This window comes from Arsenophonus sp. ENCA (genome assembly GCF_002287155.1).
GTDB lineage: Bacteria > Pseudomonadota > Gammaproteobacteria > Enterobacterales > Enterobacteriaceae > Arsenophonus > Arsenophonus nilaparvatae.
The window spans coordinates 1-8,788 of the sequence record NZ_NHNG01000065.1 but is presented as its reverse complement, the minus strand read 5'-3'; the positions used below and the strand labels follow the sequence as shown (position 1 = coordinate 8,788).

8 protein-coding genes and 1 pseudogene are annotated in these 8,788 nt (G+C 38.8%); 1 reads left to right on the top strand and 8 read right to left on the bottom strand.

Features of this window, described 5'->3' with window-relative positions; all coding sequences use genetic code 11:
- Positions 1–582: 582 nt before the first annotated feature.
- A complete protein-coding gene (glpK, locus tag CBG25_RS01990) occupies positions 583–2,109 on the bottom strand; it encodes a glycerol kinase GlpK (RefSeq protein WP_290604169.1) in 1,527 nt (508 codons plus the stop codon).
- A 49-nt stretch (positions 2,110–2,158) separates the two neighbouring features.
- A pseudogene (locus CBG25_RS01985) lies at positions 2,159–2,970 on the bottom strand (MIP/aquaporin family protein).
- A gap of 324 nt (positions 2,971–3,294) precedes the next feature.
- Between CBG25_RS01985 and zapB the strand changes: the two are divergent.
- Positions 3,295–3,537 (top strand): cell division protein ZapB, encoded by a 243-nt coding sequence (gene zapB, locus CBG25_RS01980; protein WP_032116028.1) that lies wholly within the window; start codon positions 3,295–3,297, stop codon positions 3,535–3,537.
- A 122-nt stretch (positions 3,538–3,659) separates the two neighbouring features.
- Here the strand turns inward: zapB and rraA are convergent, their stop codons facing one another.
- The 6 genes from rraA to CBG25_RS01950 form a co-directional block, all read right to left on the bottom strand.
- Positions 3,660–4,178 carry a ribonuclease E activity regulator RraA gene (rraA, locus tag CBG25_RS01975; protein WP_290604168.1) on the bottom strand — a complete coding sequence of 173 codons (519 nt, stop codon included), beginning with the start codon at positions 4,176–4,178 and terminating at the stop codon, positions 3,660–3,662.
- Between the two features lie 110 nt (positions 4,179–4,288).
- Positions 4,289–5,212: a 1,4-dihydroxy-2-naphthoate polyprenyltransferase gene (locus CBG25_RS01970; protein ID WP_290604167.1), complete on the bottom strand. Its 924-nt coding sequence runs from the start codon at positions 5,210–5,212 to the stop codon at positions 4,289–4,291.
- A gap of 89 nt (positions 5,213–5,301) precedes the next feature.
- A complete protein-coding gene (hslU, locus tag CBG25_RS01965) occupies positions 5,302–6,633 on the bottom strand; it encodes an HslU--HslV peptidase ATPase subunit (protein WP_290604166.1) in 1,332 nt (443 codons plus the stop codon).
- Positions 6,634–6,643: 10 nt separating this feature from the next.
- Positions 6,644–7,174 (bottom strand): ATP-dependent protease subunit HslV, encoded by a 531-nt coding sequence (gene hslV, locus CBG25_RS01960; RefSeq protein ID WP_290604165.1) that lies wholly within the window; start codon positions 7,172–7,174, stop codon positions 6,644–6,646.
- Positions 7,175–7,293: 119 nt separating this feature from the next.
- On the bottom strand, positions 7,294–8,049 hold the full coding sequence (locus CBG25_RS01955) for an SPOR domain-containing protein (RefSeq protein WP_290604164.1): 756 nt from the start codon (positions 8,047–8,049) through the stop codon (positions 7,294–7,296).
- Between the two features lie 70 nt (positions 8,050–8,119).
- Complete coding sequence (locus CBG25_RS01950) at positions 8,120–8,746, bottom strand: substrate-binding domain-containing protein (RefSeq protein ID WP_290604163.1); 627 nt, start codon at positions 8,744–8,746, stop codon at positions 8,120–8,122.
- Between the last annotated feature and the right edge of the window lie 42 nt (positions 8,747–8,788).

Sequence of the window (8,788 nt, the reverse complement as noted above, 5' to 3'; positions counted from 1 at the left end):
CAACGCCAATTATTCCCCAGCCAAATAGCGCATCCCATATGCTAGAGCCACTTACATCATTTCCACGAAGGTAAAAACGGTAGTGATATAAAAGTACCAACAGCGCCGCGACACCACGCAGAGCTTGAAGAGAGTCTAACTTCTTATCCATACAATCGTCACACCTTCAAATCAAAAGCATCATCGTAGCTTAATCTTATAAGATGAAGCTATCTATGGGCAGTTAATAATGTTTACTAAAAATATAAATGTAATTTCGTTACACTGATGGAAACAAAAGTAGCCTGCCATTTATCGCACGTTTTGGCTTCAAATATCGCACGCCGCATCATGATAGTGAATGGCTAATCTATTTTCTTTTCATGACAAACACCTCATATAAATAACATAATGATTACTTGATGTTTTTTATATTATAGGCATAAAAATGACAATTAAAATAATTTGTTTTTGCTAACCTTAGTGAGGAGTTATATATTTTTATTTTTTATTAAGTATTTGTATTGAATTAATTATACTTTTTATATAAAAATAGCAGTAATTATTTACTGCTATTTTATTATTTATCGATTTTAATTGAGATTAAGTGTGTTCTTCCCAATCTCTGGCGCGGGAAACGGCTTTTTTCCACCCGTTATATTTATAGTTACGTTCAGTGGTTTCAATTCCAGGAGTGAATTTTTTTTCAATACGCATTTTTTCTTTAATTTCATCCAAATCTTGCCAGAAACCAATAGCTAGTCCAGCAAGTAGAGCTGCTCCTAATGCGGTACTTTCACGAATAATAGGACGCTCTACGTAAGCACCTAGGATGTCAGATTGGAATTGCATCAAGAAATTATTGGCGACAGCACCGCCATCAACACGTAATGAACTCAGGCGCATATCAGCATCTTTTTGCATCGCTTCCAGAACATCACGAGTTTGGTAGGTAATAGATTCTAATGTTGCACGAATAATATGGTTACGATTGGCGCCGCGTGTTAAGCCAAAAATCGCACCGCGGGCGTAAGGATCCCAATAAGGCGCGCCTAAACCTGTTAGAGCTGGGACGACATAGACACCGTTATTATTTTTGACTTTATTAGCGAAATATTCAGAATCGTTAGCATCATCAATTAATTTCAGTTCATCACGCAGCCATTGTATAGAAGCACCTGCCATGAAAACGGCACCTTCTAGAGCATAATTCACTTCACCTTGTGGGCCACAGGCAATAGTAGTTAGTAAGCCATGATCGGAAATTTTGGCTTTTTTGCCGGTATTCATTAATAGGAAACAGCCGGTTCCATAGGTGTTTTTAGCCATTCCCGGCTGGACACATAACTGACCAAAAAGGGCAGCTTGTTGATCGCCGGCCATTCCGGCTATTGGTATGCGTGTTCCACCTTTACCACCAATATTGGTTTTCCCATAAATTTCTGATGATGGACGTACTGTTGGTAATATGGCGCGTGGAATATTAAAGGCATCGAGGATTTTTTGATCCCACTCCAGCTCATGAATGTTAAACAGCATAGTACGAGATGCGTTAGTATAGTCAGTAACATGGATACGCCCTTGTGTCATTTTCCATACTAGCCAAGTATCAATAGTCCCAAAGAGTAGCTCGCCATTTTTTGCTCGTTCATAGGCTCCGTCAACATTCTCCAGGATCCATTTAAGTTTGGTACCGGAGAAATAGGGGTCAACTACTAAACCGGTATTTTCACGAATGTATTTCTCCAGTTCTGAGTTATTCCGCTTTAGTTCGGTACAGAAATCATCAGTACGACGACATTGCCAAACAATCGCATTATAAATGGGTTTACCGGTTTTCTTTTCCCAAACTATAGTAGTTTCGCGTTGATTGGTTATGCCAATTCCGGCAATTTGATCACTGCGAATATCAGAAATGGCTAATGCTTCAGCTAAAGTAGCACTTTGGGTTGCCCAAATTTTTATAGGATCATGTTCTACCCAACCCGGCTTTGGGTAAATTTGAGGAAATTCACGTTGAGAAATATTAATAATATTAGCATCATGATCAAAAATAATGGTTCGTGAACTAGTGGTACCTTGATCAAGTGCGATAATATATTTTTTTGTTGTTGGTGTTTCAGTTGTCATAATAATTGTCCAATTTACTTCATATTATTTTTTTGAATTATTTTTGCGTTTATTTTTTGTTTTGATTTGCCATAGTAGGTAAATGGTAGCCAATCAGTTTGCGATAAGCAAAAGCACCAAGAATAGCGCCAACAAAAGGTGCCGTTAGGGGAATTATGCAATAAGGGAAATCTCGTCCACCGATTAAAGCAATATCACCCCAACCAGCCAGATCAGCTATTAGTTTGGGGCCGAAATTGCGAGCAGGATTTAATGCGAAACCGGTAAGTGGGCCAAATGAACCACCAATAACTGCAATCAGAATACCAATAAGTAGTGGTGCTAGTGGGCCACGGGGTATACCATTGTTATCATCAGTTAAGCTTAATATCATACAAACCAAGATAATAGCAATAACAACTTCAACCAGAAATGCCTGTAAGACGCTAATTTGGCCTGCTGGATAAGTAGAAAAAACGCCGGCAGTAAATAAGCTTGCATGTGAACCACGTACTATATGGTGTAATTTTTCATAATCTAGAAATAGTTCGAAGTACAACCCATAAACGAGAGCGGCAGCGACGAAGCCTCCCAGCATTTGTGCAATAATATAAGGCAGTACTTTTTTTCTATCAAAATGGGCAAATAACCAAAAAGTAACGGTAATCGCCGGATTTAAATGCGCTCCTGAAATGCCTGCCGTAAGGTAAACGGCTAGAGCCACGCCAAATCCCCAAATCATACTGATTTCCCATAAACCTAGTTGTGCGCCAGCAATACGCGTGGCAGCAACACAGCCCAGGCCAAAGAAGACCAGTAAGGCAGTACTAAAAATTCAGAGATACATTGACCTGTCAGCGTTGGTGAAGTAATTTTACTCATATGTTTATCCTACAAAAGTATGCATACTAAGCAATAAAATTGGTCTTTTATTTGTTATTTCCTAAGGAAACTCTGAAGGAATTTACCGTTAAATGAACGTAAACGGAAATAATGGGATCAAATATGTTGGATCACTTCAAAAAAATGAACGAAATCGCTCTGATAAAGTGATCGAACTGACATTCTAGTTGATGTATTTTTTTGCAATTAGTTGGATAAATAGAAATAATTAAGGTTAAATTGACATTTATCGAGAGCTTTCAACTAGACAGGCGTAAGAAGGCTACTTACAATCGTAGCATTGCTAAAAAAGGGGACGAAAGAATGTCATTTGAAGTTTTTGAAAAGTTAGAAACTAAAGTTCAACAAGCTATTGAAACAATTGAGCTTTTGCAGATGGAAGTTAATGAACTTAAAGAGAAAAATAATATTTTGTATCAAGAAGTAGCGAGTGCTAAAGAGAAACATGGAACGCTGGCTCATGAAAATGAGAATTTAAAACAAGAGCAGCATGCTTGGCAAGAGCGTTTACGCGGTCTATTAGGTCGAATGGAAGATGTTCAGTAATCGTCCGATATTTCATTGCATTAGAAAAAAATAGCAATAAGGGCAAAATTTGTTGCCCTTATTGCTACTTAATCGATAGATATTGAATAATACAACAATGTTTGTTTTTAGCTGAAAGAGTATTAGTCTTCAGTATCTTGATCGTTGTTTGGCTCATCATCTAAAAGTAATGGATACTCGGAAAGGATAATACCGGTATTATCTGCGTACAAATAATCTTCTGTAAAGAATGTGACGCCACCAAAATTGACTCGGACATCACTTTCTCCGATACCCTCACTGGTACAACCTACCGGAATGGCAGCGATTGCTTGAATACCGATATCTAATTCTGCCAATTCATCAACCTGACGTACTGCACCGTAAATAACAACGCCTTCCCATTGGTTTTTCATGGCAAATTTTGCCAATTCAGCATCAATTAGTGCCTTACGTACAGAGCCGCCACCATCAACTAATAGGATCCGACCCTCCCCCTGTTCTTCCAGTAAATCGTAGATGATGCCGTTGTCTTCAAAACATTTCACTGTTACGATTTGACCACTAAATGAAGTACGCCCGCCAAAGTTAGAGAATAAAGGTTCTACCACATTCACCTCTTCTTGGTAGATATCACAAAGCTCGGAAGTATCATATTTCATAGGATTTCGGTCTATTTTAAGTACAAGGGAAATTCAGTATATCCTTATCTGGTTATTTTTTGCAAAAACATAGCTGATAAAAATACTGAGGAAAATCAAAATTACAATAATTAATTTAAAATAAGTCCGACAGAAAATAGAATATTAGTCAGCAATGCCGCTTTTACCATATTTTCCAATAAAGGTTTCATACCCAGCGCAGTGGTATCATGGATAACTCTCTTTATATGGTTTAGTAACATCGGTATAGCGAGCAAAAATAACCAACCCGTCCAGTGATGAAGATATAACAAGCTAAACAGAATTAAACAAAAAATGGTAATTAAGATGAGTGCTGCATGATACTTTCGAGCGCCTTTAGTGCCTAATCTAACAGCTAAGGTATTTTTACCGGCTTTAATATCATTTTCTATATCACGCATATTGTTAACGTTTAGTGCTGCTACTGACAGCAATCCACAAGCGGTTGCTGGCAATAATATCATCAAATTGAAGTGGTTAGTATGCAGATAGTAAGTTCCGATCACACTTAACCAACCAAAAAAGATCAACACTGAGATGTCGCCAAGCCCCAGATATCCATAGGGTTTTTTCCCCACGGTGTAGGTGATAGCTGCTATTATAGCGACAACGCCGAGTATCAGAAAGCCAATAATATCCTTTGGCATTCGACAAGCGACTATGATCAGAGTTAAGCCACATAAACAACAAATAAAGATAGTGATTTTTAGGGCAACTTTCATTTCTGCCAGGCTAATAATTCCTTTTTGTATACCTCGTAATGGTCCCAATCGTTGCTCGGTATCACTGCCCTTAATTGCATCGCCATAATCATTCGCCAGATTGGATAGAATTTGTAGTGCAGCAGCAGTGAGTAAAGCTAATAATGCAATAGAGAGGATAAAAGTGCCAGACCAATAAGCTAATGCAGAACCCGTTATAATTGGCGCAATACCCAAAGGAAGTGTTTTGGGGCGTAAACTTTCTAGCCACGCCTGTATTTGTATAGGGTTTCTTGATGTGATTAAATTCATGTAATTAATCCACAAGTTTGTTGCTATAAAAATAATGGGAGGCTTAGCCCCCCATCCAGATTATAATCAGCAAAGTTAACGACGCCAGATTATAAAATAAATCGACTCAGATCTTCATCAGCAACTAGTTCATCTAGATGCTTAGCTACGTAATCAGCGTCAATTGTAATCTCTTGACCATTGCGTTCACTAGCATCGAAAGAGATGTCTTCCATCAATCGCTCAAGAACGGTATGTAATCGACGAGCACCAATATTTTCTGTTTTTTCATTGACTTGCCATGCTGCTTGAGCAATTTTATTAATACCTTCTGGCGTAAATTCAATGTTTAAACCTTCGGTTGCCATCAATGCTTTATATTGTATAGTTAAAGAGGCATTTGGTTCAGTTAAAATACGGTTAAAGTCTTCTGCCGTCAACGCTTGTAGTTCCACTCTGATGGGTAATCGGCCTTGTAGCTCCGGGATCAAATCCGATGGACTGGCAACCTGGAATGCACCAGAAGCAATAAATAGAATATGATCAGTTTTTACCATCCCATGTTTAGTAGAAACGGTGCAGCCTTCAACTAAAGGTAGCAAATCACGTTGTACACCTTCTCGAGAGACATCTGGGCCAGACGTTTCGCCACGTTTACAAATTTTATCGATTTCATCGATAAAAACAATGCCGTGTTGTTCAACTGCATCAATGGCTTGCTGTTTTAGTTCTTCTGGATTGACCAGTTTTGCTGCTTCTTCTTCGATCAGTATTTTGAAGGCTTCTTTGATCTTCATCTTACGGGGTTTATGCTTTTGCCCTGCCAGATTTTGAAACATAGATTGCAATTGACTGGTCATTTCTTCCATACCAGGAGGAGCCATAATTTCAACGCCTACCGGTGTAGTGGCAACCTCAATTTCAATTTCTTTATCGTCCAGCTTACCTTCTCTTAGTTTTTTACGGAAAGATTGACGTGCGGCAGAAGGTTCTACATTAGGATCAGGTTGTCCCCAATTATTTTTAGCCGGAGGTAATAAAACATCAAGAATACGTTCTTCGGCCAGTTCTTCTGCTCGGTAACGGTTTTTTTCTATAGATTGCAGGCGTACCATTTTTACAGCAGCGTCAGTCAAATCACGAATAATAGAATCGACCTCTTTACCCACATAACCGACTTCAGTAAACTTTGTCGCTTCTACCTTGATAAAGGGAGCATTAGCCAGTTTTGCCAAACGACGGGCAATTTCAGTTTTACCCACACCAGTTGGGCCAATCATCAAAATATTTTTCGGTGTTACTTCCTGACGTAGTGCTTCATCAAGTTGCATACGACGCCAACGATTACGTAGCGCAATAGCGACAGAACGTTTTGCTTTGTCTTGACCAATAATATGATTGTCCAATTCACTGACAATTTCACGAGGCGTCATTTCAGACATGTTTAAATCCTTAAGATTTTGAAGAGAGTTCTTCAAAGTTAAAATTATGGTTGGTATAAATACAGATATCACTCGCTATGTTTAACGCTTTTTCTGTAATATCACGTGCGCTCATTGTTGTATTTTCTAACAATGCACGCGCAGCGGCTTGTGCATAGGCACCACCAGAACCAATAGCGATCAAATCATTTTCTGGTTGAATAACATCGCGATTACCTGTAATGATCAATGAACTGTTTTCATCTGCAACAGCTAAAAGCGCTTCGAGTTTTCTCAGCATACGATCAGTACGCCAGTCTTTAGCCAATTCAACAGCGGCTTTTGTTAGGTGTCCTTGGTGAAGTTCTAGTTTTCGTTCAAAAAGTTCAAACAGGGTAAATGCATCAGCAGTACCGCCTGCGAAGCCAGCAATAACTTTATCATTATAAAGGCGGCGCACTTTACGGACGTTGCCCTTCATGACGGTATTACCCATCGTCGCCTGTCCATCACCACCAATTACAACTTGGCCATTACGGCGAACACTTACGATTGTAGTCATGAGTCAGCCCTTGGTTATTTTATTAGGGGAGTATGTAAACATACTTTTTAGGTTTTTTATGACGTAAAAAGTCAGTATTTACGTTATTAGGAATGTAAATGGGGGATAATAATCATTTTTCAACCCTTACTTGTACGAAGAATACAGCCGGATACGCCGACAGATTTAGCTCGGTCACGTATTTTTTCTGCTGCTTCTTGATTGTAAGGACCAAGAACTACACGATGCCAACCTTCAGTCGAGCTAATTCTACTTTCTAAACCTGAAAAGGCCAGGCTAGCTTTAACTGATTCTGCTTGCTCCAGGTTCTTAAATGAGCCACATTGTACCACTATTTTTTGTGGATTGTTGGTTGGTTGTTGAGGCTGTGGTACGGGTTTTAATCGCAGAGGTGATTCTATTGGTGGGCCATTAATGATCACGTGTGAGCGGGGAACATTATCATTATTAGGCACCTCGGATAGATTTGTGGTGGGATTGCGCCTATCCGCATCAATCTGCTCAAGAAATTGACGCTGTTCATTGGTTAACTCTGTGGTGTTATTAATATTTGATTTGGTTGAGTAGTTAAAGTTTGGTAGATCAGAACCCCGTTTTTCCAGCTCTTTTATGTAACGCCACCGTTCTTCTGGTTTAGGAGGTAGACTGTTGACTGGCTGATTGTTGTTGGGTGAGGTTGTTTTGTTAAGCACAGGAACGCGTTTATTTTGCGTAATGTAATATAAGCCGCCAATGCCGCCAATAAAGACAATTACGATGGCAATAGCGACAGCAAGGGTTGTTTTCGGCAATCCTTGATTTGATTTTTTTTTGCCTGCATGCTTATTTTTACGGGGCGTTGTGCGCCCTCGTCTTACGTAATCTTTTTGTGCCACTTTTCAATTCGCTAATTAATAAAAAAGTTACATTAATTCGTTATATGTTACTTAACCTAATCACTTTTGACTAGTTTTTAGGTGGACAAACACTATCGCGGATAATTAAATGGCAGTCTAGCAGTTTTGCATTTTTATCTATTCCGTGGCCTTCGATTTTCGCTAAAAGTAGTAACATTGCCTGGCGACCAATTTCAAAGCGAGGTTGCTCGATTCTGGTGAGAGCGGGTTCACAATATTGTGCAAAATTGAGATTGCCAAATCCAATAATAGATAAATCTCTTGGTAATGTTAGCCCCATACGTTTGGCCTGCCATATAGCACCAATAGCCATAATATCATTATGGCAAAAAATTGCGCTAGGTGGCTTAGTTAATGCAAAAAGTTTTTTTATGCTTTCAGCTCCACCTTGGTAACTAAAATCACTATTAATAATATATTCCTGTTGCACCTTATTACCTGCCCGCTGTATCGCTTGAGTGTAACCTTGCAAACGATATTGGCAAGACAGAATGGTTTCTGGGCCTGTTATGCAAGCAATATATTTATGACCCAGTTTTTGTAAATAGTTAATTGCATTAAAAGAGTAGGTTAGATTATCAATATTTATAGCACGAGTTTCGCAGTCTCTAAAAAAGAAGTATAAATTTAAAAACAAGAAAAAATCAGGATGTTCATATTTTGTCCGGTTATCCATGCATTAAAGATATCTATAAAATATTCTTGCAAGTAAGCAGTG

Excerpts from the sequence above, each read along its gene's own strand:
- glpK (WP_290604169.1), bottom strand. The coding sequence starts at position 2,109 with ATGACAACTGAAACACCAACAACAAAAAAATATATTATCGCACTTGAT.
- zapB (WP_032116028.1), top strand. The coding sequence starts at position 3,295 with ATGTCATTTGAAGTTTTTGAAAAGTTAGAAACTAAAGTTCAACAAGCT.
- rraA (WP_290604168.1), bottom strand. The coding sequence starts at position 4,178 with ATGAAATATGATACTTCCGAGCTTTGTGATATCTACCAAGAAGAGGTG.
- CBG25_RS01970 (WP_290604167.1), bottom strand. The coding sequence starts at position 5,212 with ATGAATTTAATCACATCAAGAAACCCTATACAAATACAGGCGTGGCTA.
- hslU (WP_290604166.1), bottom strand. The coding sequence starts at position 6,633 with ATGTCTGAAATGACGCCTCGTGAAATTGTCAGTGAATTGGACAATCAT.
- hslV (WP_290604165.1), bottom strand. The coding sequence starts at position 7,174 with ATGACTACAATCGTAAGTGTTCGCCGTAATGGCCAAGTTGTAATTGGT.
- CBG25_RS01950 (WP_290604163.1), bottom strand. The coding sequence starts at position 8,746 with ATGGATAACCGGACAAAATATGAACATCCTGATTTTTTCTTGTTTTTA.